This is a genomic window from Pseudomonas mendocina (assembly GCF_900636545.1).
GTDB lineage: Bacteria > Pseudomonadota > Gammaproteobacteria > Pseudomonadales > Pseudomonadaceae > Aquipseudomonas > Aquipseudomonas mendocina.
In genome coordinates, this window is sequence record NZ_LR134290.1 from 3,430,061 (window position 1) to 3,451,192 (window position 21,132).

Consider the following 21,132-nt stretch of genomic DNA (forward strand, 5'->3'; position numbering starts at 1 on the left):
TACCGAAAGTTGCTTGGACCTTCAGCACTAGCGGTTGCATTTTTTGGATGAGGCGTAACTCCCACTTGAGAGTTCAAGCGATGCTGGAGTCCTGTACCACGTCGTTTTCCTGCAAAGGTTAGCGGCCTCCAGGTCTACCGCACTGCGTCGACTCGGCGTGGACAGTCGGCTTGGAAATGGAATAGTTTCCTACCCATACCATTCGGAAGCCTCACGCCTGTTGCGGTCTGGTCGTTTGGCGGTGCAAAAGGATGATGCATGCGCGTAGTTCTATTTTTCCTGATCTGCCTGCTGCCCCATTGGGCTCTAGCCGACGAGTCGCTGAGCAGAATGATCGAACGCTACAACCTGGAAAAAACCGGCGATTACCTGCACAAGCAATCGCGCGCCTTCCTCAGCCACGAGATCGGCGTACGCCTACTGGAAAGCCAGGCCTACAAGGCAGCGATTCCCTATTTCCAGACTGCGCTGGATATCGATCAGACCCTCGATCCTGATGACCCCCTCCTCGGCGGCCGCTGGACATACCTCGGCCAGGCCTACGTCTTCGATGGTCAATTTCAGAAAGGTCTGGAATCACTTCGAGCAGCGCTGGAAGTGGACGAGCGGCACTACCCGGCCGAACATCTCAATATCGGCATCGCCAATGGCAACCTGGGCTGGGCGATGATTCGGTCCAGGCAATACCAGAAGGCCAACGAGCATCTGCAGATAGCCTGTGACATCTTCGCCAAACAGCTGGGTGAACAGGATCCACAAACGCTGGATTGCCACAAGAAGCTGAATGTCACGCTCAAATACCTATAGCCAATCGGGTCAGGAGGTTGCCCATCGCTTCACTTCAATGGCATGACCGAACATCATGAGAACCGCCCTCTTTCTGTTGTGTTTCTTTTTAGCGGGAGCATTTTCCATGGCATCCACAGAACGCATCTGGTCAGTCGCCAAGGCAACGGTCGAAGGCAAACCAATCATCTATAAATTCATCGCCGACGCTCCGCCCCTGAACATCCAGCAGAAAATGCCCTGGCTGACGGTCATTTCCTGGAAGTACGAGGCATCGGGAAACAACGGTTTGCCGCCAGCGCAGATCAACAAGGAGATGATCCGGCTCGAGGATGGGCTGGAAACGATAGGCGGCAACGGCACGCTCTATCTGGATGCCTACACGGCGACCGGCAACGGTCTGAAGGAGTTCGTCTATTACATCGCGGATCGCGAAGCCTTCATGGCCAACGTCAACGAGGCGCTGAGTGATCATCCGGTCTACCCCATCGAGATCAACTTCTACGAAGACCGCGACTGGAGCGACCTGGCCAAGCTTCACCAGAGCATGAGCACCGTGCACTGAGCCTGCCCGTCGCCCACCGGAGCCGGTTGCATGACGGATGGCAACCGGCGCCCTACCTGCACTGATGCAGCCTGGATGCTGCCTCAAAAAGAACCTCGAGATTTGGAACGATCACCGTGGCCAACCGCAGCTATCTCTACTCCACCAATGTCATTCCCGGGCCGAGCGCGAAGACCAGCGGCCGCAAGCTGATTGGTATTGCCGAGTGGAACTACGACATACCCATCGTTTTCAAGATTCTTCTCTCCGGCGCCCCGAGAACCTGCCCCTCCTCGATTTGGGACAACTCAGAGGAAATCGCCCTGATAGGTGATTACGCCAACGGCGTGAAGAACCTTGAAGGCTTCCTCTCGCAAATACAACTGCCTGAAGCTCAGCCGCTGATTGCCGAAGCCCTCGAGTTCCTGCATAAGCCAGAGAGCCAGAACCAGTACCTGGTGCTGGAGTGCGGTGAAATTTTCGACATGGGTGACGAGCCCCTCTTCGAGCAGAATCTGGCGCTGCTGGAGGAGCTGAACGATCTGGCGCCTGAAATGGACCGGGCGCTGCAATCCTTGCTGCCACCTCCTGTGGCGCCACCCAAACCCGCCGGCCTCCTGTCCAGGCTGCTCGGCCGCAAGCCCGAGCCAGTGCCCCCTGCGCATGATGTAATGCCCAGCCTGTATGGCCTCGGACTTGGCAACTGGTCGAACACCCTGTACTTCGACTTCAGCGATGCATGAACACCTCTGCCGAGATGCCGCCACGGAGCGCTGACAAGGCCCTGCAACGATATAGAAGCTGCGTACCGGCCCTGATGTGCAATGACCCGACCGCGGCTTCATCTCAGGTGATGCACTCGTTTCAAGGCTAAGATGCATGCCGCCAACACCGCAAAGGAAGGAACCGCCATGGGTCTTATCGCACGTCATTCAAATGGTTGATGCTGGTGTCCGGTGTGCTTACCGCCACGATGTTCTACGGTCTGTTCGCGCCGCAGGAGGCGCTGCAGTCGATGTTCGGCGCGTCCTTCGACGGGCAGTTGCAATCTCTGGTCATTCGCAGTTGGTCGGCGCTGGTCGGGCTGATGGGCGTGCTGCTGATTTATGGCGCGCTGAGCCCGAAGCATCGGGTTCTCTGTGCCGTCATTGCAGCGCTGAGCAAGGCCGTCTTCGTATCGCTGCTGATCGTTCACGGTCAGGCGTATCTGGCCAAGGCGGCTGCAGCGGTGGTTCTGGACGTGCTGGTTATCGTGTTCACCCTGCTCTATCTGCTGAGTGCGCGGCGACAGGCCGTGGCCTGACACGCGCTGGCTAGCGGCACTGTCCGTTCGCTTGTATCGACGCTGCCCATGACTAGCCGGTAGTCTTCTTTTTGTCACAGGCGTCAGCGATGCTGCTGCGCTTCGAGCAGCACCACCTGATTGCCCAGCCAGAGGCTTTTCTTGGAAACCACGGTCTTTCTCGCCGTCATCGCCGCCGCCGCCCTGCATGCCGGCTGGAACGCCCTGCTCAAGATCGGACTGGACCGTTTTCTCACCGCCACCCTGATCCAGATTGGTGCTGGCCTGGTAGCGCTTTGCGCCTTGCCGTTTGTAGCCCTGCCACAGGCTTCGGCCTGGCCTTGGATCGCGCTGTCGGCGCTGCTGCATATCGGCTACAACTTCTTCCTCGCCCGCGCCTACCAGTACGGCGACCTGAGCCAGGTCTACCCGATTGCACGAGGCAGCTCACCGCTGATGGTCGCCCTGCTCTCGCTGCTGTTCTTGCAAGACGGGCTGAGCACGATGCAGTTGCTGGGCCTGCTGGTGCTGGTGATGGGCATCTGGTTGATGGCCTTGCGCGGCGGCCAGCACAAGGCGCCACAAGGGGCGATGCTGTTCTGCGCGCTGATGACGGCGCTGTTCATCGCCGGCTACACCCTCAGCGATGCCATGGGCGCCCGCAACAATGGTGACGCGCTGAGCTATTCGCTGTGGCTGTTCACGGTCAACGGTGTGGTGATGGCCGCGGTATTGGCCATCAGCCGTGGGCCGCGCGCCTTTCTGCAACTGGGGCCGCACTGGCGCGGCGGGCTGGCCGGTGGGGCGATGTCCATGGCCGCCTACACCATCGTGATCTGGGCCATGACCCAGGCGCCGGTGGCGCTGGTCTCTGCCTTGCGCGAAACCAGCGTGGTGTTCGCCGTACTGCTGGGGATGGTACTGCTCAAGGAGTCGTTGCGACCGCTTCGCCTGCTGGCCTGCGTGGTGATCGCCGCCGGTGTCGTGGTGATGAAACTGGCCTGAAAAGCGGTAGCGCTCTGCGCAAGGATGACCTGCTCGCGCTTACAACCTCATGCTACCTTGCACCCTACGTTCAGCCGGAGCCCTGGAATACCCGTGACGTCAGCACCGCCGTTTTTTCTGATTGCCATCGTTATCGCACCGCTGATGTGGGGCTACCTGATTCTCCTGGGTGGATTCACACTCAAGATCTTCGGCAAGAACCCGAAAGCCAGTATCGAGCGCCCCTACTGGACCATGCTGCAGGCCAGCCTGCTGTCATTTCTGATCTTCCTCCTGGCGTCAGCGCCCATACTCGCTGCCAATATCGCAATCCCCGGCACCACTTCGTTTTCCATTCCCTATACCGCCTGCCTGTTCGTCGCAGGGTTCATCGTTTTTATTCAGAAGATAAGCACCGTTACCACTGGCATCCAACAGGCACTTATCTGCGCCGGCCTGGCGGGGCTGATCGCGGCGCTGTTCACGAGCAGTCAGTACCTGCTCGACTATGCGCTGCCCGGCTGAGAGCAGCATGCAGGCCGGAAGCACTTAACCTCAGCCCGCTGCCGACTCGTGGCACGCCTCCTGCCAAACACAAGAGTTTTGCCCGCTGCCCAGGCTTGCGGCAAACTATGCGCCTCCCGAGCGCCTGTTCGCTCCCGCATGCAAGAGTCCGTATGACCCGCTCCCCTTTCCGCCGCATGGCCTTCAGCGCGCTGCGCCGCCTGCTGTACCTCTGGGTACGCTCGGAAACCATCAACCAGTCCGCCTTCACCCTCAAGCTCGACCGCAGCAAGCCGGTGTTCTACGTGCTGCAGCAGCCCTCGGTGAGCGATCTGGCGGTGGTCGACCGAGAATGCACCAAGGCTGGCCTGCCGCGCCCGGTATTGCCAGTGGCCGTCGGGGAGCATATCGAGCCCGCGGCCTTCTTCTACCTGACGCCGGAACCGGACTGGTTCGGCCGCCAGGACAAACGCGGCATTTCGCCGACCCTCGATCGCGTGGTCAGCGCCCTCAGCCAGCATGCCGTGGACGACGCACAGATCGTGCCGGTCAGCGTGTTCTGGGGCCAATCGCCGGATCGCGAGACAAGCGCCTGGAAGCTGCTGTTCGCCGACAGTTGGGCGGTGACCGGGCGCCTGCGCCGCCTGGTCAGCATCCTGATTCTCGGGCGCAAGACCCGTGTGCAGTTCTCCACGCCGATTCACCTGCGCGAGCTGGTCGAGCAGGACAAGGGCCAGGAGCGCACGCTGCGCATGGTGCACCGCATCCTGCGCGTGCACTTCCGTAACCAGAAGGCCGCGGTGATCGGCCCGGACGTGTCGCACCGGCGCAACCTGGTCAAAGGCCTGGTACACGACCCGATGGTGCGTCAAGCGATTGCCGAGGAAGCCGAACGCGAGAAGATCAGCCTGGAGAAAGCCGAAGCCCAGGCGCTGCGCTACGGCAACGAGATCGCCTCGGACTACACCTACACGGTGATCCGCTTCCTCGAACTGGTGCTCTCCTGGTTCTGGAACAAGATCTACGACGGCATCAAGGTGCACAACGTCGAAGGCGTGCGCGACATCGCCCAGGGCCACGAGGTGATCTACGTGCCCTGCCACCGCAGCCACATCGACTACCTGCTGCTGTCCTACCTGCTGTTCCGCAACGGCCTGACGCCGCCGCACATAGCCGCCGGCATCAACCTGAATATGCCGGTGATCGGCGGCCTGCTGCGCCGTGGCGGCGCCTTCTTCATGCGTCGCACCTTCAAGGGCAACCCCCTGTATACGGCGGTGTTCAACGAATACCTGCACACCCTGTTCAGCAAGGGCTTCCCGGTCGAGTACTTCGTCGAGGGCGGACGCTCGCGCACCGGGCGCATGCTGCGGCCGAAGACCGGCATGCTGGCCATCACCCTGCGCAGCTTCCTGCGCAGCAATCGCCTGCCCATCGTCTTCGTGCCGGTGTACATCGGCTACGAGCGCGTGCTGGAAGGCCGCACCTACCTGGGCGAGCTGCGTGGCGCGAGCAAGAAGAAGGAGTCGATCTTCGACCTGTTCAAGGTGCTCGGTGCACTCAAGCAACGCTTCGGCCAGGTCTCGGTGAACTTCGGTGAGCCGATCAAGCTGGCGGAATTCCTCGACCAGCAGCAGCCGGATTGGCGCCAGCAGGATCTTGGCCCGCAGTACCGCCCGGCCTGGCTCAATGAAACCACCAATCGCCTCGGCGAGCGCGTGGCGCGTCACCTCAACGAGGCGGCGTCGATCAACCCGGTCAACCTGGTGGCGCTGGCATTGCTGTCAACCAGCAAGCTGGCCCTGGATGACCGCGCCCTGGCCCGTGTGCTGGACCTGTACCTGGCCCTGCTGCGCGCCGTGCCCTACTCGCCGCACACCACATTGCCGGAAGGCGACGGCGCGGCGCTGATCGAGCACGTCAAGAGCATGGACCTGCTGGCCGAACAGAAGGATGCGCTGGGCAAGATTCTCTATCTGGACGAGCAGAACGCCGTCCTGATGACCTACTACCGCAACAACGTGCTGCATATCTTCGCCCTGCCGGCGCTGCTGGCGAGCTTCTTCCAGAGCAGCGCACGGATCAGCCGCGAGCAGATCCTGCGCTACGCTGGCGCGCTGTACCCGTATCTACAGTCCGAGCTGTTCATCCGCTGGGAGCAGAGCGAGCTGGAAGGCGTGATCGACCAGTGGCTGGCGGCCTTCGTCGAACAGGGCCTGCTCAAGGTCGAGGGCGATGTGTACGTGCGCCCGGCGCCCAGCTCGCGCCAGTTCGTGCTGCTGACCTTGCTGTCGCGCTCGGTGGCGCAGACCCTGCAGCGCTTCTACATGGCCATCGCCCTGCTGCTCAACGCCGGGCAGAACGCGATCAGCGCCGAGGAGTTGGAAGACCTGTGTACGGTCATGGCTCAGCGCCTGTCGATCCTGCATGGCCTGAACGCGCCGGAGTTCTTCGACAAGAGCCTGTTCCGCCACTTCATCCAGAGCCTTTTGGATCAGGGCGTGCTGCGCCAGGACGAAGCCGGCAAGCTTAGCCATCATCCGCTGCTTAGCGAACTGGCCGAAGGCGCCGCCAAGCGCGTGCTGCCGGCCGAGATTCGCCTGTCGATCCGCCAGGTGGCACTGGATCGCAACGAGGACGAACCGGCTATTGCGTGACGCGGGTGGGCTTTAGCCCCCAGCGTGGTGGGCTGAAGCCCACCCTACGCCCACCCGAGGCTCACAAAAACGGGCATCGGGAGCATACGCGGGAGCCGGCCAGAGCAAGCCGCTCGTAACCGCTCACCCCGGTGGATGTCGCTTTTTGCATCCTCCCTGGCGAAGGCTCGATACCAGCAGACGAACCTGTCACGGTTTTGGCAGTCAGTCGGTAAGCCACACACAGGCAAGAGGCCCCGGCCATGATCGACTCTCTGATGCTCAGCGCAGCACGCATCACCACGCTGGCGGCAGGTCAAACGCTGACCAACGCCAGCGGTTTCTTCTTCAGCCGGGATCAAAAATTGTTCCTGGTTACCAGTCGCCATGTGGTACTCGACGAACCCAGCAGCCATCACCCCGACGCCTTGCAGATCGAGCTGCACACCGACGCCAGGAACCTGGCCAGTACGGCGGATTTCACCATTCCCCTCTACCACGGTGACGAGCGCCTGTGGCGCCAGGGCATCGATGGTGCCGGCGAGATCGACGTGGCAGTGATCGAGCTGGATCGTTCTGCGCTACCGCCGGGCAGCGTTTACCAGGCCTTCAGCGAGCAGCACCTGCTGCAGGCCGACGAGCATGTCGAAATCGGTTCGACCCTGCTGGTGGTGGGCTTCCCGCTGGGTTTTCAGGACAACCTGCACCGCATGCCGGTCGCTCGTCATGCCGGCCTGGCCTCTTCCTTCGGCCTGCGTTTCCAGGGGCTCGGCTACTTCCTCACAGACGGCCGCACCCACCGCGGCATCAGCGGCGCGCCGGTGGTCAAGCGCGCCAGCGTCGACGGCGAGCTGCCCTGGCACCTGCTCGGCATCCACTCCACCCGCCTGCTCGGCGACCGCGACGAGGATCAGGACGAAGCGCTAGGTCTGAACTGCACCTGGTATGCCGATATTCTGATGACGCTGACGGAGTGATCAGCCTGCCCATGACCCGGACATAAACCGAGCAATCACCCTCTACCCAGTCGCGGCTAAAGCCCCTCCCACAGGCACGGCGGGATCTGTGGGAGGGGCTTTAGCCGCGATAGCTTTTCTGACGCTCGAACGGTCCCCGGATTGCATCCGGGCTACTCGCCACGAAATACGAACGGCCGCCCAAGAAAAAACCCGCCGTGCGCATCACGCAGGGCGGGTTCCTTCACAGCGTTCTAAGCCTTACAGCGTCACGGGCTTCGGCTCGGGCTCGACGACCATTTCCACGTCCGGGGCCACTTCGATGTGCTGCAACTCGAGACGCTCGCTACTCCACTGACGAATGCGGTTGGTCAGCGCCAGGTCATCGTTCAGCTTCTGCCCGTAGGACGGGATTATGTCCTTCAGGCGCGCCTGCCACTCAGGGGTTGCGACCTTTTCGGCGAAAGCCTTCTCGATCAGTTGCAGCATGATCGGTGCAGCGGTCGAGGCGCCCGGTGAGGCCCCCAGCAGCGCACTGAGGCTACCATCGGCGGAAGTCACCACCTCGGTACCGAACTGCAGCACACCGCCCTTCTCGGCATCCTTCTTGATGATCTGCACGCGTTGGCCGGCGGTGAGCAGCTCCCAGTCGGCGTCCTGTGCGTCCGGGAAGTACTCGCGCAGCGACGCCATGCGGTCTTCCTGGCTGAGCATCAGCTGGCCCATCAGGTAGGTGCTCAACGACCAGTTGTCCATGCCGGCGTTGACCATAGGCAGGAAGTTGTCGGTAGTCATGCTGCTGAACATGTCGAGCAGCGAGCCGTTCTTGAGGAACTTGGTGGAGAAGGTGGCGAACGGGCCGAACAGCAGCACGTTCTCGCCGTCGATCACGCGGGTGTCCAGGTGCGGCACGGACATGGGCGGCGAACCGACCGAAGCCTTGCCGTAGACCTTGGCCAGGTGCTGGCTGACGATGTCCGGGTTACGCGTCATCAGGAACTGGCCGCCGACCGGGAAGCCGGCGTAGCCCTTGGCTTCTTCGATGCCGGACTTCTGCAGCAGCTTGAGCGCGCCACCACCGGCACCGATGAACACGAAGCGTGCATTGATGCTCTGCTCGGCGCCGCCCTTGGCCAGGTCGGCCACGGTCACGCGCCAGGTGCCATCATCGTTGCGCTGCAGGTCGCGGACTTCGTGCTCCAGGTGCAGGCTGGCCTGCTCCTTGCCGATCAGCGAGTCGATCAACTGACGGGTGATTTCACCGAAGTTGACGTCGGTGCCGATGGCCATGCGGGTCGCGGCAACCTTCTGTTGCGGATCACGACCTTGCATGATCAGCGGTACCCACTGAGCGATCTGCGCGTGGTCCTCGGTGAACTCCATGCCACGGAACAGGTTGCTGTGCTGCAGGGCGGCGTGGCGCTTGCGCAGGTACTCGACGTTGTCGTCGCCCCAGACAAAGCTCATGTGCGGGGTGATGTTGATGAAGCTCTTGGGCTTGCTCAGCACCTCGCGCTCGACCTGGGTGGCCCAGAACTGCTTGGAGATCTCGAACGACTCATTGATGGCGATAGCCTTGCTGATATCGATGCCACCGTCGGCGGTTTCCGGGGTGTAGTTCAGCTCGCAGAACGCCGAGTGGCCGGTGCCGGCATTGTTCCAGCCGTTGGAGCTCTCGCCGGCGACGCGGTCGAGGCGCTCGTAGATTTCGATGCTCCAGTCCGGCTGCAGCTCGTTGAGGTAGGTGCCGAGGGTAGCGCTCATCACGCCAGCGCCGATCAGCAGCACGTCGACGGTTTTCTCGGGCTCACGGGTTTTGGAGCAACCGATCACGCTGAGACAAAGCAGCGTCAGCAGGATTTTTTTCATGTGACAGTCCAGTTCGTCGCACGACGACAAGGGCCGTGCAGGCAAGGTTTCGGGCAGCGGCCGTTTGGGCCGCATATGGGCGATAGCCGCAGATCTGCGGCACGGCGAAAGGAAGGGGGTTCCAGGCCTCTTGGCGGGCGTATTCCGTTCGCGTCGCGGGCAAGAGCAATATGCATGCCGCTGAAAGGTTTCAGCAGCATTTACTGGCTTGCACGGCGCTCAGCGCACGCCGCGGTGGCGAGATGTCGCCACCGCGCGGCGTCAGGGGGCGTTCAGATGGCGGGATTCCGCACGCTCAGGCCAACAGCAGCGGCAGCAGCAAGGCAGTGCCGATGCCCAGCAGGCTCATCGCCAGGGCGGCGAAGGCCCCACACTCCTCGCCCTCCTGCAGAGCATGCGCAGTGCCGATGGCGTGGGCGTTGATGCCATAGCTCAGACCACGCGCCGCCGGGTGGTCGACGCCGGCCCAGCGCAGCAGCAGCGGTCCCATGGCTGTGCCAATCACACCGGTGAGCATCACCATCACCGCCGCCAGCGAGGCCACGCCGCCAATCTGCTCGGCCACCGGCATGGCAATCGGCATGGTCACGAACTTCGGCGCCAGGCTCATCACCACGCTCCAATCGGCGCCCAGTGCCCAACCGATGACCAGGGTCAGCGCCACCGACAATACGCCGCCGGCGGTCAGGGTGATCAGCACCGGCCAGAACAACTGGCGGATGCGCTTGATGTTGTGTTGCAGCGGGACCGCCAGGGCTACGGTGGCCGGCCCCAGCAGCCAGGCAACGGACTCGGCGCCGGCACGGTAGGTGGCGTAATCGACCCCGCACAGCAGCAGGGTGGTGACGATCAGCGTCACCGACACCAGAACCGGCTGCAGCACCAGCCAACCGCTGCGGCGATAGAGCCAGGCGGCAATCAGAAAGGCGGCCAGCGTCAGGGCGATGGCGAACAGCGGGTGGTGAGTGAACTGCGTCATCACTTGCGCTCCTGGCGGCGGATCAGTGCCTGCAGCAGCCAGCCGCAGAAGGGTACGGTCACCAGCAACGACAGCACCAGCGCCGCGACAATCACCGGCAACTCGCCGAGCAGCAGATCACTGCTGGTCATGATTCCCGAGGCCGGTACGGCCAGCAGCAGCGGCAGATACGGCAGCAGACCACCGGCGGCCTGCTGCAGCGGCTCCGGCACGGCGCCGCGCCACATCAGCCAGAGCGAAAGCAATAACAGGCCGATGATCGAAGCCGGCAACATCGGCAACAACCAATGGTTGAGGGCCACGCCGAGCAACTGCAGCAATACCAGCCAGAACAGGCCACGCACCATCATGATCTCGATTCCTCCTTATGGCGTCCCCGGCGAAACAGCGGACGCGGCTCGATAACCGAACGACCATACAACACACTGAGCCCTTCCAGGCCCTTGATTGCATCTTCCAGCGATTTGTCAGCGCGCACGGCGAAGGCATCGAAGCCGCATTGGCGCATGTGCGCCAGTTGGTCGCGCAGTACATCGCCTACGGCGCGCAACTCGCCACGCCAACCCAGGCGGGTGCGTAGCAGGTAGGCCTGGCTGTAGCCGCGGCCATCTCGGAAGCTGGGAAAGTCGATGGCGATCAGAGGCAGACTGGAAAGAAATGGCTGCAGCGCCTCCGGCTCGTCGTCGACCTGCAGCAACAGGCCGTCAGCGCTCATCGCCCTGCCCTCCAGCACCTCCCCGGGCTGCCGCTCACGCCAGGCTGCCAGCGGCAGGATCAGCCGCTCGCCTTGGTCGGCTGCATGCAACTGCCAGGGATCGTCGCTGACGATGCGGGCCTGGCCCTCGATCAGACGGATCAGATTGTTCATGCCACCTCCTCGCGGCTGTAGACGCGCGCCTTGAAAGGCTCCAGGCCGATGCGCTGGAAGGTGTCGAGAAAGCCCTCACCCTCCTCGCGATGGTCGACATAGGTATGCACGATGCTCTCGATCACCTCGGGCACCTGTTCGGCAGCGAACGACGGGCCGATCACCTTGCCCAGCGCCGCCTGTTGGCCCTGGCTGCCACCGAGGGTGAGCTGGTACCACTCGCTGCCGTTCTTGTCGACGCCGAGGATGCCGATGTTGCCGATGTGGTGATGGCCGCAGGCGTTCATGCAGCCCGAGATGTTCAGGCTCAGCTCGCCCAGGTCATGCAGGTAGTCGAGGTCATCGAAACGCTGCTGGATGGCCTGAGCGATGGGGATCGACTTGGCGTTGGCCAGGGCGCAGAAGTCGCCACCCGGGCAGGCGATGATATCGGTCAGCAGCCCGGCGTTGGCGGTGCCCAGCCCCGCAGCTTGGGCCTCCCGCCATAGCGCGTAGAGGTCGGCCTTGCGAACATCGGGCAGCACCAGATTCTGTTCGTGAGCGACGCGAATCTCGCCGAAACCGTAGCGCTCGCTCCAGTCGGCCAGCGCCTCCATCTGCTCGGCCGTGACGTCACCGGGCGGCGCGCTGATGCCCGGCTTGGTCGACAACACCACGCTGACATAGCCCGCTACCTGATGCGCCATGACGTTGCGCGAGACCCAACGAGCGAAGGCATGATCCCTCGTCAGCTGGGTGCCGAAATCGAGATCCAGGCCGTCCTGCGCGGTGTAGGCCGGCTTATGGAAAGACGCGGCGACGCGCTGATACTCGTCCTCGGTGAGGCGTGCCGGGCCGTCCTTGATCGGTTGCCACTCGCGCTCCACCTCGGCAGCGAAGGCCTCGATGCCCAGCGCCTTGACCAGGATCTTGATGCGCGCCTTGTACTTGTTGTCGCGTCGGCCGTGGCGGTTGTACACGCGCAGGATGGCCTCGACGTAGGACAGACAGTCCTGCCAGTGCAGGCCTTCACGCAGGGTCTGGGCGATGATCGGCGTGCGTCCCAGACCACCGCCGACCAGCACACGCAGGCGCAGCTCGCCGGCCTCGTCGCGATACAGCTGCAGGCCGATATCATGCACCTGGATCGCCGCGCGATCCTGCTCGGCGGCGCACAGGGCGATCTTGAACTTGCGCGGCAGAAAGAGGAATTCCGGGTTGACCGTCGACCACTGGCGCAGGATCTCGGCCAGTGGGCGTGGGTCGAGGTACTCGTCGGCAGCGACGCCGGCGAAAGCTTCGGTGGTGATGTTGCGCACGCAGTTGCCGGAGGTCTGGATGGCATGCATGTCGTGCTCGGCCAGCCAGTCGAGAATGTCCGGCACACGCTCCAGTTCAACCCAGTTGAACTGGATGTTCTGCCGCGTGGTGAAGTGGCCGTAACCGCGGTCGTACTCACGGGCGATATGCGCCAGCGCGCGCATCTGCTTGGCCGACAGGGTGCCGTAGGGGATCGCCACACGCAGCATGTAGGCATGCTTTTGCAGGTACAGGCCGTTCTGCAGGCGCAGCGGCAGGAACTCTTCCTCGCTCAGCTCGTCGGCCAGGCGCCGCTGTACCTGGTCGCGAAACTGGGCAACGCGCTCGCGCACCAGCGCGCGGTCATAATCGTCGTATTGGTACATGCAGGCATGCCTCCTGATCACGGGGCGTCGACTATGCCTGCCAGACGTGCACTGAAAACAGCGCCAGAAAAGCCTTAAAAAAGCGGATCAGATGGGTACGGCAGCGACCACCACAGCCCGCTGATTGGCGCGGCGCGATGTCGCAGGGCGATCGCTGTCTCTCCAGCCACCAAAGTTCCAGACGCCAGAAATGGCGCGGGCTGGCGACCTGCCTGGTACTTTTCCCTGTGTTCGCCGCCAGCATCTGATCCGCTTTTTTATCGAAAACCTGAGTCTGTTTCACGATCAGTTGCCCTCGGATCATGGCGCCAGCCTGATAAACGCCTGATGAGGGCAACTAAATGACCGATCTGATCCCCGTGCGGAGCCTCGACACCGCCAAACCCATCCGCCTGACACCGGCCCAGGCCGGCGGCCCGATCCACACGCGCAGCTTCACCGGGCGCTTTCGCAACCTGCGCCTGCTAGGTGCCGGCCTGCTGTTCCTGCTGTTCTTCGGCACCGCCTGGATCGATTGGAACGGCCGCCAGGCCGTGCTCTGGGATCTGGAGAATCGCCAGTTCCATATCTTCGGCGCGACCTTCTGGCCACAGGATTTCATCCTGCTCTCGGCGATCCTGATCATCGCCGCCTTCGGCCTGTTCTTCATCACCGTGCTGGCGGGCCGCGTCTGGTGCGGCTACGCCTGCCCGCAGAGCGTGTGGACCTGGGTCTTCATGCGTGTCGAGCAGATCACCGAAGGTGACCGCGGCCAGCGCATCAAGCTCGACGCTGCGCCCTGGTCGCTGCAGAAACTGGCTCGGCGCAGCGCCAAGCACGCGCTGTGGCTGGCGGTCAGCCTGGCCACTGCCCTGGCCTTCGTCGGCTACTTCACCCCGGTGCGCCAGCTGACGGTGGACCTGGCGACCTTCGAAGTCGGCGCCACCACGGCGTTCTGGGTGCTGTTCTTCACGGCTGCCACCTATATCAACGCCGGCTGGCTGCGGGAGAAGGTGTGCCGCGACATGTGCCCCTACTCACGCTTCCAGAGCGTGATGTTCGACAGCGATACGCTGGTCATCTCCTATGACGCCGCTCGTGGCGAAAACCGTGGCCCGCGCCGCAAGGACGCCGACTACAAGGCCGAAGGCCTGGGCGACTGCATCGACTGCACGGTCTGCGTGCAGGTCTGCCCCACCGGCATCGACATCCGCGACGGCCTGCAACTGGAATGCATCGGCTGCGGCGCCTGCGTCGATGCCTGCGACAGCATCATGGACAAGCTCGGCTATGCCCGCGGCCTGGTGCGCTACAGCTCGGAGAACGAGCTGGCCGGCGGCAAGACGCACTGGTTGCGCCCACGCCTGATCGGCTATGCGGCGATGCTGGCAGTGATGATCGGCGCCTTCGCCTGGGCATTGGCCGAACGCCCGCTGATTTCCCTGGACGTGACCCGCGACCGTGGCCTGTTCCGTGAGAACTCGCTGGGCCAGATCGAGAACATCTACAGCCTGAAGATCATCAACAAGACCCAGCAACCGCGCAGCTATGCCATCGACCTGGTCGATGCCGGCGACTTCGAGCTGCACGGCCCGAGCACGCTGAACCTGGCACCGGGGGAGATTCGTGACCTGCCGGTAAGCGTCGCGCTGACGGCTTCGCACAACGCTGCCGGCCCGCAAACCCTGCATTTCGAGGTACGCGACCAGGCCGATGCGGGCAGCCGCGTCAGCACCAAGAGCACCTTCCTCGCGCCGCTGCGTTGAGTCGCAGTAAACCGTGCTCACTTAACGAAAGATGGACGCGATCAATCCCCTCTCCCCACAGGGAGAGGGGGTGACGATTTACACGGAGATCCCTCTCCCCCGGCCCCTCGCCACTAGGCGCGCCCCCAATGAATGGGAGAGGGGAGCAAGCGTCGTAGCCCGGATGCAATCCGGGGCGATTCGAGATACGTTCCCCCTTCACGAGGCACTGCCATGTCTGCCGCTCACCCCGTAAAGTGTTCACCCGTACCCTTTGCGGCGGTGAACCAGGACAGGATGAAACGCTACGAAAAATTTGCCGACGAGATCGCCGAGCTGATCCGTACCGGCGTGCTCGGCCCCGGCGAGAAGGTGCCCTCGGTGCGCCATGCCAGCCGCACCTATGGCGTCAGCCCCTCCACCGTGTTCCAGGCCTACTACCTGCTGGAGGATCGCGGCCTGATCCAGGCGCGCGCGCGTTCCGGTTACTTCGTACGCGAACACGCCAAACGCCCGCTGCACGAGCCTGAGCTGACCGCCCACACCGCGCAGACCACCGAGGTCGACGTCAGCGAGCTGGTGTTCTCGGTACTCGCCTCGCTGAAGGACCCGCACACCGTGCCCTTCGGCTCGGCGTTCCCCAGCCCCGACCTGTTCCCGCTGCCGCGTCTGGCCAAGAGCATGGCGCACGCGCTGCGCATGCTCTCGCCGCACGAGATCATCGCCGACATGACCGCCGGTAACGCCGACCTGCGCCGGCAGATTGCCCTGCGCTACATGGTAAGCGGCGTGATGCTGCCGATGGAGGAACTGGTGATCAGCAACGGCGCCATGGAGGCGCTCAACCTCTGCCTGCAGTGCGTGACTCAACCAGGTGACCTGGTGGCCATCGAGTCACCCACCTTCTACGCCTGCCTGCAGGTGCTGGAGCGCCTGCAGCTCAAGGCGGTGGAAATCCCCGTACACCCGCGCGAAGGTATCGACCTGGGCGCCCTGTCCGATAGCCTCAAGCAACTGCCGATCAAGGCCTGCTGGTTCATGAGCAGCCTGCAGAACCCGCTCGGCGCAAGCATGAGCGAGACCAAGAAGCAGGCGCTGTACGACCTGCTGGTCGAACATCAGGTGCCGTTGATCGAAGACGACGTGTACGCCGAGCTGTACTTCGGCAGCCACCCGCCCAAGCCGGTGAAGAGCTTCGACCGCGAGGGGCTGGTGATGCATTGCAGCTCGTTCTCCAAGAGCCTGGCGCCGGGCTATCGCATCGGCTGGGTGGCCGGCGGGCGCTATGCCGAGCAGATCGCCCGGCTCAAGCTGATGACTACCATCTCCCCGTCGGTGCCAGCCCAGGCAGCGCTGGCCGATTACCTGCAGCACGGCGGCTACGACCGCCACCTGCGCAAGCTGCGCCACGCCCTGGAAATGCAGCAAAGCGCCATGCTCGCCTCTGCCGCCCGGCACTTCCCCGCCAGCACGCGGGTCACAAGGCCTTCGGGTGGCTACTTCCTCTGGTTCGAGTTCCCCGAGCGCCTGGACTCGCTGCAACTACTGCGCCTGGCGCTGGCCCAGGGCATCAGCCTGGCGCCGGGGCCGATCTTCTCCGCCAGCCAGGGCTTTCGCCACTGCGCGCGGTTGAACTACGGTCACCCATGGAACCCGCGCAACGAACAGGCCATGGAAGTGCTCGGGCGCCTGGTGGCGGGATTGCTCTGACGCCTGGCGCGTAAGGCGCACCCTACGGATGACCTGCGCCACCCACGTAGGGTGCGCCATGCGCACCGACTGATTTAAAGCGTGCACATCCTACGAGCGCTCTACTTCCACCAGTACTCAACCTGTACACCGAAGTTGGAGCCATTACGCGCGCTGCCGAAGGCGCCGTTCTCGGACAGCGCCGAGCCATCGGCCAGCAGGTTGGCGGCCTGTTGCGCGGCGCGGTTCCAGCTGGCGTAGGTGTAGTACAGGCGGATTTCCGGACGTTCCCAGAAGCCAGGACCTGAGGGCGACCAAGTCGGCGCGATGGTGAACTTGGTCAGCTTGCGTGTACCACCGGGCGCCTCGACCTGATCGCGACCGATCTCGCCGACCAGTTTGAACTGCTCGGTGAAGGCGTAGCTGGTGCGGCCACCGATGGACAGCCAGTTCTGATCCGCGCCATCCGGGCGCTTGTCCTTCTGATACACCAGTTGCACCTGGCCGCCGAGACGCGGAGTCATCTGGAAGTCGAAATACTCCACCAGGCGCCAGCTGCGGTTACTGCTGTCGAGAGCCGGATCACCGGTATAACCCAGGCCGGTACCTGGCCCTCGCCCGTATTGCAGGGCAACGGTGTTGACCCCGCCGAGAAAGCCCTGCTGCTTGTGCTGCGCACTCACCGCCCAGCCGCTGTTGGCATCGCTGCTGTCCGGTTTGTCGATATAGCTGACGCCCACCTCCAGCTCACCGCCCGGGTTGACCTGGAAGCCGCCGACGTTGAAATCGTGGCGGTTGATGTAGGGCTTCTGGTCGTAGTTGTCCTTGCGCGAGAACACGTAGCTGTACTTGAGATCGCCGATCTTCATCTCGTCGATGCCGAAACCGGTGGCGCTCTGGTTCCAGTAGTAGAAGTCGGAGATGTGGATGTCGTTACGCTTGTAGAAGCGCCGTCCGGCCCACAGCGACCCGCCGTTCAGCGCGGGCATGTTGCTCCACTCGGCGTACATCTGGTTCATCCGTGCGAAGCCGTAGTCGCCGGTGAACTTCGGGGTATGACCATACTGGTTGTAGAGCTGGGCCATGCCCTCGACGCTGATCACCGAGCCGTCATCCAGGCGAAACAGGTCCTGGCGCAGATCCAGCTCGATGTACTGCTCGCACTCGTTACCCAGGCGGTACTTCGATTGCGCGCCCGGCAATTGGAAACACTGCTGCGTACCGCCGGTATCGGCACCACCAATACCGCTGCGCAGATAACCGCTGAACTCCAAGGCCTGCGCCTGCGGTGTGGCCAAAGCCAGTGCCAGCAGGCAGGGGGTGCCGAGCGAACAGGTGAGGGTTTGCTGTGTGATCTTCATCGTTGCTCCTGATTGTTTTTATTGAGCGATGCTGCGGAATAACCGCCGCAGCGACGGCTTTTTCGTTTCCCTGGGGCGCACGACGCCTCCTACGTGACTGGGTGTGTCGCGTAGCTCGGATGCAGTTCGGAAGGTTGTTTCGGCAGATCCCGGATTTCGTCCGGGCTACACCGCTAACCGCGCTTCAATTGCGCCACCTTGTTGTCAGTGGCCTGGTGTTTTTTTGCCAGCAGGCGCTCGCCGCTCTGGGCATCGAACAGCAACACCCGGCTCGGCTCGAAACGCAACGAAAGCGTACTGCCCACCTGCGGCGTCATGTCGGGCGCCAGACGGCAGCAGACCTTGGTCTGGTTGAGGTTGACGAACACCAGCGTGTCCGGCCCGGTGGGCTCGGTGACCTCCACTTCGGCGCAGATGCTCGGTGCCTCAGCGCCGCTGTCGGCAGCCAACTGGATCTGCTCGGGACGGATGCCGAGGATCAGGTCGCGGTTCTCGATGCCGGCTTCCAGTTCGCCCAACGGCAGTTCGCAGCGAGCCTGCCCAGCGACGCCGAGCGACGAGCTGAGCACGGCCCAGCACTGGCCATCGCGCCACTGCAGGCGTACGGGAATGAAGTTCATCGGCGGCGAGCCGATGAAGCTGGCGACGAACAGGTTGGCCGGGTCGTTGTAGATTTCCTGCGGGGTGCCGAACTGCTGGATGATGCCGTCCTTCATCACCGCTACCTTGTCGCCCAGGGTCATGGCCTCGATCTGGTCGTGGGTGACGTATACCGTGGTGGTCTTCAGGCGCTGGTGCATCAGCTTGATTTCAGTACGCATCTCAACGCGCAGCTTGGCGTCGAGGTTCGACAGCGGTTCGTCGAACAGGTAGATCTTCGGCCGCCGCGCCAGTGCCCGGCCCATGGCCACGCGCTGCTGCTGGCCACCGGACAGCTGGCCGGGCTTGCGCGACAGCAGATGCTCGATCTGCAGCAGCTTGGCCACGCGCGCCACCTCGGCCTCGATCTCGGCAGGCGGCAGCTTGCGCATCTTCAGGCCGAAGGCGATGTTGTCCTTCACCGTCATGGTCGGGTACAGCGCATAGGACTGGAACACCATGGCGATGTCGCGATCCTTCGGGCTCATGCCGCTGATGTCGGCGCCGTCCACCAGAATCGCCCCGCCACTGATGTCCTCCAGGCCGGCGATGCAGTTCATCAGGGTGGATTTGCCGCAGCCGGAGGGGCCGACCAGGATCAGGAACTCGCCGGAGTCGATGGCCAGTTCGATGTTCTTCAGGGTGTCCGCCAGGCCGCTGCCGTAGGATTTGTTGACGTTGCGCAGTTCGAGGGTAGCCATGGTTATTACCTCAACCTTTGACGGCGCCGGCGGTGAGGCCGCGCAGGAAGTATTTACCGGCCAGGATGTAGACCAGCAGCGTGGGCAGCCCGGCAATCATCGCCGCGGCCATGTCGACGTTGTATTCCTTGGCCCCGGTGCTGGTGTTGACCAGATTGTTCAGCGCCACGGTGATCGGCTGGGTGTCGCCGCTGGCGAACACCACGCCAAAGAGGAAATCGTTCCAGATCTGGGTGAACTGCCAGATCAGGCAGACCATGATGGTCGGCACCGACATCGGCAGCAGGATGCGTCCGAAGATGGTGAAGAAGCCGGCGCCATCGAGGCGCGCGGCGCGCACCAGGGCCTCGGGAATGCTCACGTAGAAGTTGCGGAAGAACAGCGTGGTGAAAGCCAGGCCGTAGACCACGTGCACCAGCACCAGGCCCTCGGTGGTATTGGCCAGGCCGAGCTGGCCGAGGGTGAAGGACGCCGGCAACAGGATCACCTGGAACGGCAGGAAGCAGCCGAACAGCAGCAGTCCGAAGAACAGCTGCGAACCGCGAAAGCGCCACATGGCCAGCACGTAGCCGTTCAGCGCGCCGAGCAGCGTGGAGATCAGCACCGCCGGGATGGTGATCTTCACCGAGTTCCAGAAGTAGCCGCCGACACCGTCCCAGGCCTTGACCCAGCCGATCACCGTGAGTACGTCGGGCCAGGACAGCAGGTTGCCGCTGCGAATGTCGTCCGGGGTCTTGAAGCTGGTCAGCAGCATCACCAGCAGCGGCACCAGGTACACCGCGCAGGCCAGGATCAGGGTGGCGTGGATGGCCAGGCGGCTGAGGCTGAAGGCCCTCACCCGAGACACTGGATGTGGCGCCAGACGCGCATCGAGCACGGAATCAGTCATGGCGTTTGCCTCGCAGTTCGGAATACAGATACGGCACCAGGATCGCCAGCACCGCGCCGAGCATCAGCATCGCGCTGGCGGCGCCGAGGCCCATCTGGCCGCGGGTGAAGGTGTGGGCGTACATGAACATCGCCGGCAGGTCGGAGGCGTAGCCAGGGCCACCGGCGGTCATCGAGGCGACCAGGTCGAAGCTCTTGATGGCGATATGCGCGAGGATCATCAGCGCACTGAAGAACACCGGCCCGAGGCTCGGCAGGACGATGCGCAGGTAGATGCTCGGCAGGCTGGCACCGTCGACCTGGGCAGCGCGGATGATCGACTGATCGACGCTGCGCAGCCCGGCGAGGAACAGTGCCATGACGAAGCCCGAGGACTGCCACACGGCGGCCATCACCAGGCAGTAGACGACGCGATCCGGGTCCACCAGCCAGTCGAAGCGAAAGCCTTCCCAGCCCCAGTCGCGCAGCAGCTTGTCCAGACCCAGACCGGGGTTGAGCAGCCACTTCCAGGCGGTGCCGGTGACGATCATCGACAGCGCCATGGGGTAGAGAAAGATGGTACGAATGAAACCTTCGCGGCGGATGCGCTGGTCCAGCAGCACCGCCAGCAGCACGCCGATGGCCAGGCTGATGGCGATGAACAAACCGCCGAAGACCAGCAGGTTCTGGCTCGCCACCCACCAGCGGTCGTTGTCCCACAGACGCGCATACTGCTGCAGCCCGACGAAGTTGTAGCTGGGCATGAAGCGCGAGTTGGTGAACGACAGCAGGAAGGTCCAGCCGATGTAGCCGTAGAAGCCCACCAGCACGATGACCATGCTCGGTGCCAGCACCAGCTTGGGCAGCCAGCGCTGCAGGGCATCCAGCGGTGAGGCTTTGCTGATGACTGCGTTTGAACTCATGGTTGACTCCGTTGCATGCTGCGTTGATGCGTAAAACATCCGTAGCGGACCCGTAGGGCGTACTCGCGAAGCAGTACGTCGGCGATTACAGCCAGCACGCATAGCCGGCGGACTGTTCGCTGCGCTCCTGAGCCCGCCCTACCGATTGCCAGTTGC

The 21,132-nt window shown here is 63.2% G+C and carries 20 protein-coding genes; 10 read left to right on the forward strand and 10 right to left on the reverse strand.

What is annotated here, in order from left to right; translation table 11 throughout:
* Nucleotides 1-258: 258 nt before the first annotated feature.
* The 8 genes from EL191_RS15900 (at nt 259) to EL191_RS15935 (ending at nt 7,713) form a co-directional block, all read left to right on the forward strand.
* On the forward strand, nt 259-807 hold the full coding sequence (locus EL191_RS15900) for a tetratricopeptide repeat protein (protein ID WP_232005483.1): 549 nt from the start codon (nt 259-261) through the stop codon (nt 805-807).
* Nucleotides 808-913: 106 nt separating this feature from the next.
* The gene (locus EL191_RS15905) at nt 914-1,351 is read left to right on the forward strand and encodes a DUF695 domain-containing protein (protein ID WP_017363805.1); all 438 of its coding nucleotides are present in this window, start codon (nt 914-916) and stop codon (nt 1,349-1,351) included.
* Between the two features lie 116 nt (nt 1,352-1,467).
* Entirely contained in the window at nt 1,468-2,073 is a 606-nt protein-coding gene (locus EL191_RS15910) for a DUF7822 domain-containing protein (RefSeq protein ID WP_041980027.1), read from the forward strand.
* Between the two features lie 200 nt (nt 2,074-2,273).
* The gene (locus EL191_RS15915; protein WP_041980054.1) at nt 2,274-2,633 is read left to right on the forward strand and encodes a hypothetical protein; all 360 of its coding nucleotides are present in this window, start codon (nt 2,274-2,276) and stop codon (nt 2,631-2,633) included.
* Nucleotides 2,634-2,774: 141 nt separating this feature from the next.
* On the forward strand, nt 2,775-3,617 hold the full coding sequence (locus EL191_RS15920; protein WP_041980025.1) for an EamA family transporter: 843 nt from the start codon (nt 2,775-2,777) through the stop codon (nt 3,615-3,617).
* 93 nt (nt 3,618-3,710) lie between these two features.
* On the forward strand, nt 3,711-4,121 hold the full coding sequence (locus EL191_RS15925; RefSeq protein WP_013716452.1) for a hypothetical protein: 411 nt from the start codon (nt 3,711-3,713) through the stop codon (nt 4,119-4,121).
* A 152-nt stretch (nt 4,122-4,273) separates the two neighbouring features.
* Nucleotides 4,274-6,757: a glycerol-3-phosphate 1-O-acyltransferase PlsB gene (gene plsB, locus EL191_RS15930; protein ID WP_017363809.1), complete on the forward strand. Its 2,484-nt coding sequence runs from the start codon at nt 4,274-4,276 to the stop codon at nt 6,755-6,757.
* A 242-nt stretch (nt 6,758-6,999) separates the two neighbouring features.
* Entirely contained in the window at nt 7,000-7,713 is a 714-nt protein-coding gene (locus tag EL191_RS15935) for a S1 family peptidase (RefSeq protein WP_041980023.1), read from the forward strand.
* 240 nt (nt 7,714-7,953) lie between these two features.
* Here EL191_RS15935 and EL191_RS15940 read toward each other — a convergent pair whose 3' ends face one another.
* From EL191_RS15940 to EL191_RS15965, 6 genes are all read right to left on the reverse strand, one after another.
* The gene (locus EL191_RS15940; RefSeq protein ID WP_041980021.1) at nt 7,954-9,561 is read right to left on the reverse strand and encodes a malate:quinone oxidoreductase; all 1,608 of its coding nucleotides are present in this window, start codon (nt 9,559-9,561) and stop codon (nt 7,954-7,956) included.
* Between the two features lie 295 nt (nt 9,562-9,856).
* Nucleotides 9,857-10,540: an LrgB family protein gene (locus EL191_RS15945; RefSeq protein ID WP_041980019.1), complete on the reverse strand. Its 684-nt coding sequence runs from the start codon at nt 10,538-10,540 to the stop codon at nt 9,857-9,859.
* Nucleotides 10,540-10,890, reverse strand: a complete 351-nt coding sequence (locus EL191_RS15950; protein ID WP_041980017.1) for a CidA/LrgA family protein — start codon at nt 10,888-10,890, stop codon at nt 10,540-10,542. The genes EL191_RS15945 and EL191_RS15950 overlap by 1 nt, the downstream gene beginning before the upstream one ends.
* Nucleotides 10,887-11,408, reverse strand: coding sequence for a DUF934 domain-containing protein (locus EL191_RS15955; protein ID WP_041980015.1), 522 nt, complete (start codon nt 11,406-11,408; stop codon nt 10,887-10,889). The genes EL191_RS15950 and EL191_RS15955 overlap by 4 nt, the downstream gene beginning before the upstream one ends.
* Nucleotides 11,405-13,072, reverse strand: a complete 1,668-nt coding sequence (locus EL191_RS15960) for a nitrite/sulfite reductase (protein ID WP_041980013.1) — start codon at nt 13,070-13,072, stop codon at nt 11,405-11,407. Before EL191_RS15960 ends, EL191_RS15955 begins: the two co-directional genes overlap by 4 nt.
* Before the next feature lie 31 nt (nt 13,073-13,103).
* The gene (locus EL191_RS15965; RefSeq protein ID WP_041980011.1) at nt 13,104-13,376 is read right to left on the reverse strand and encodes a hypothetical protein; all 273 of its coding nucleotides are present in this window, start codon (nt 13,374-13,376) and stop codon (nt 13,104-13,106) included.
* Nucleotides 13,377-13,413: 37 nt separating this feature from the next.
* Here EL191_RS15965 and ccoG point away from each other — a divergent pair, with 37 nt between their 5' ends.
* Nucleotides 13,414-14,817: a cytochrome c oxidase accessory protein CcoG gene (gene ccoG / locus EL191_RS15970; RefSeq protein ID WP_041980009.1), complete on the forward strand. Its 1,404-nt coding sequence runs from the start codon at nt 13,414-13,416 to the stop codon at nt 14,815-14,817.
* A 276-nt stretch (nt 14,818-15,093) separates the two neighbouring features.
* Nucleotides 15,094-16,506: a GntR family transcriptional regulator MpaR gene (gene mapR / locus EL191_RS15975; RefSeq protein WP_041980007.1), complete on the forward strand. Its 1,413-nt coding sequence runs from the start codon at nt 15,094-15,096 to the stop codon at nt 16,504-16,506.
* Between the two features lie 101 nt (nt 16,507-16,607).
* Here the strand turns inward: mapR and EL191_RS15980 are convergent, their stop codons facing one another.
* The 4 genes from EL191_RS15980 to EL191_RS15995 all read right to left on the reverse strand — a co-directional run bounded on the left by EL191_RS15980 (nt 16,608) and on the right by EL191_RS15995 (nt 20,976).
* Entirely contained in the window at nt 16,608-17,846 is a 1,239-nt protein-coding gene (locus EL191_RS15980) for a maltoporin (RefSeq protein ID WP_041980005.1), read from the reverse strand.
* A 173-nt stretch (nt 17,847-18,019) separates the two neighbouring features.
* Complete coding sequence (locus EL191_RS15985) at nt 18,020-19,186, reverse strand: ABC transporter ATP-binding protein (RefSeq protein ID WP_041980003.1); 1,167 nt, start codon at nt 19,184-19,186, stop codon at nt 18,020-18,022.
* 10 nt (nt 19,187-19,196) lie between these two features.
* Complete coding sequence (locus tag EL191_RS15990; protein ID WP_017363817.1) at nt 19,197-20,075, reverse strand: carbohydrate ABC transporter permease; 879 nt, start codon at nt 20,073-20,075, stop codon at nt 19,197-19,199.
* A complete protein-coding gene (locus EL191_RS15995) occupies nt 20,068-20,976 on the reverse strand; it encodes a carbohydrate ABC transporter permease (protein WP_041980001.1) in 909 nt (302 codons plus the stop codon). The genes EL191_RS15990 and EL191_RS15995 overlap by 8 nt, the downstream gene beginning before the upstream one ends.
* Nucleotides 20,977-21,132 lie beyond the last annotated feature (156 nt).

Excerpts from the sequence above, each read along its gene's own strand:
- EL191_RS15900 (WP_232005483.1), top strand. The coding sequence starts at position 259 with ATGCGCGTAGTTCTATTTTTCCTGATCTGCCTGCTGCCCCATTGGGCT.
- EL191_RS15905 (WP_017363805.1), top strand. The coding sequence starts at position 914 with ATGGCATCCACAGAACGCATCTGGTCAGTCGCCAAGGCAACGGTCGAA.
- EL191_RS15915 (WP_041980054.1), top strand. The coding sequence starts at position 2,274 with ATGCTGGTGTCCGGTGTGCTTACCGCCACGATGTTCTACGGTCTGTTC.
- plsB (WP_017363809.1), top strand. The coding sequence starts at position 4,274 with ATGACCCGCTCCCCTTTCCGCCGCATGGCCTTCAGCGCGCTGCGCCGC.
- EL191_RS15935 (WP_041980023.1), top strand. The coding sequence starts at position 7,000 with ATGATCGACTCTCTGATGCTCAGCGCAGCACGCATCACCACGCTGGCG.
- EL191_RS15940 (WP_041980021.1), bottom strand. The coding sequence starts at position 9,561 with ATGAAAAAAATCCTGCTGACGCTGCTTTGTCTCAGCGTGATCGGTTGC.
- EL191_RS15945 (WP_041980019.1), bottom strand. The coding sequence starts at position 10,540 with ATGACGCAGTTCACTCACCACCCGCTGTTCGCCATCGCCCTGACGCTG.
- EL191_RS15950 (WP_041980017.1), bottom strand. The coding sequence starts at position 10,890 with ATGATGGTGCGTGGCCTGTTCTGGCTGGTATTGCTGCAGTTGCTCGGC.
- EL191_RS15955 (WP_041980015.1), bottom strand. The coding sequence starts at position 11,408 with ATGAACAATCTGATCCGTCTGATCGAGGGCCAGGCCCGCATCGTCAGC.
- EL191_RS15960 (WP_041980013.1), bottom strand. The coding sequence starts at position 13,072 with ATGTACCAATACGACGATTATGACCGCGCGCTGGTGCGCGAGCGCGTT.
- EL191_RS15965 (WP_041980011.1), bottom strand. The coding sequence starts at position 13,376 with ATGATCCGAGGGCAACTGATCGTGAAACAGACTCAGGTTTTCGATAAA.
- ccoG (WP_041980009.1), top strand. The coding sequence starts at position 13,414 with ATGACCGATCTGATCCCCGTGCGGAGCCTCGACACCGCCAAACCCATC.
- mapR (WP_041980007.1), top strand. The coding sequence starts at position 15,094 with ATGAAACGCTACGAAAAATTTGCCGACGAGATCGCCGAGCTGATCCGT.
- EL191_RS15980 (WP_041980005.1), bottom strand. The coding sequence starts at position 17,846 with ATGAAGATCACACAGCAAACCCTCACCTGTTCGCTCGGCACCCCCTGC.
- EL191_RS15985 (WP_041980003.1), bottom strand. The coding sequence starts at position 19,186 with ATGGCTACCCTCGAACTGCGCAACGTCAACAAATCCTACGGCAGCGGC.
- EL191_RS15990 (WP_017363817.1), bottom strand. The coding sequence starts at position 20,075 with ATGACTGATTCCGTGCTCGATGCGCGTCTGGCGCCACATCCAGTGTCT.
- EL191_RS15995 (WP_041980001.1), bottom strand. The coding sequence starts at position 20,976 with ATGAGTTCAAACGCAGTCATCAGCAAAGCCTCACCGCTGGATGCCCTG.